This is a genomic window from Nocardia vinacea NBRC 16497 (genome assembly GCF_000308835.1).
GTDB lineage: Bacteria > Actinomycetota > Actinomycetes > Mycobacteriales > Mycobacteriaceae > Nocardia > Nocardia vinacea.
Map to the genome: position 1 here is coordinate 1 of NZ_BAGN01000313.1, position 731 is coordinate 731.

1 protein-coding gene is annotated in these 731 nt (G+C 68.0%); it reads right to left on the reverse strand.

Going from position 1 to position 731, the window contains the following annotated elements; genetic code table 11:
• Positions 1-731 (reverse strand): sensor histidine kinase (locus ON44_RS33645; RefSeq protein WP_040698020.1); only part of this gene is annotated, 731 nt, incomplete at both ends.

The following is a 731-nucleotide window of genomic DNA, read 5'->3' on the forward strand; positions in this document are numbered from 1 at the left end:
CAGGGTGAGGCCGGTTCGCTCGAAAGAGGTGAGCAGTTCCGGCAGTTGAGCCAGGCCGGGGGTGGGTTCCAGTGGGGCGTCGGAATCGTCCTCGCGCAGCAGTCCCACGGTGGCTTTGAGTTCCCGCAGTGCCGCGGAGGTGGTGCCGGCCAGTTGATCGAGCATCTCCTGCGCCTGGTCGGGTTGGCTGCGCAAAAGGTATGCGGCGGTGGAGGCTTGGGCGTGCGCCAAGGCCATGTGGTGGGCGACGATATCGTGCAGTTCACGCGCGATCCGCAGCCGCTCCTCGCCGACTCGCTGTCGAGCCTCCTCCTCGCGGGTGCGTTCGGCCAGTTCCGCCCGTGCATGCAGGGCCGCTAGGTAGTTGCGCCTGTTGCGTCCGGCTTCGGCGAACGCGCCCGCCACCAGGACCCCGGCGATCAGCGAGATGCGCCCGCCGGTCAGCACCGGCGTGAAATTGTGGACGAAGGAGGTGATCAACAACGCGGCGCCCGAGATCAGCGGCGCGATCTTGGCTGTGCGCAGATCCGACGACCACAGCCCGAGCGAGTACGCCGCGACGAAGGCCGCACCCGCACTGAAGATCGAGACCTCGAAACCCAAGGCGCCGATCGCGATACCGCAGACCGTGGTGACGACCAGCACCGCACACGGAAACCGCCGCCGCCACAGCAGCGTCAGCGAGGCCATCGCCGACAATCCGAACACCGCGAGCGACGCCGGACGGACCA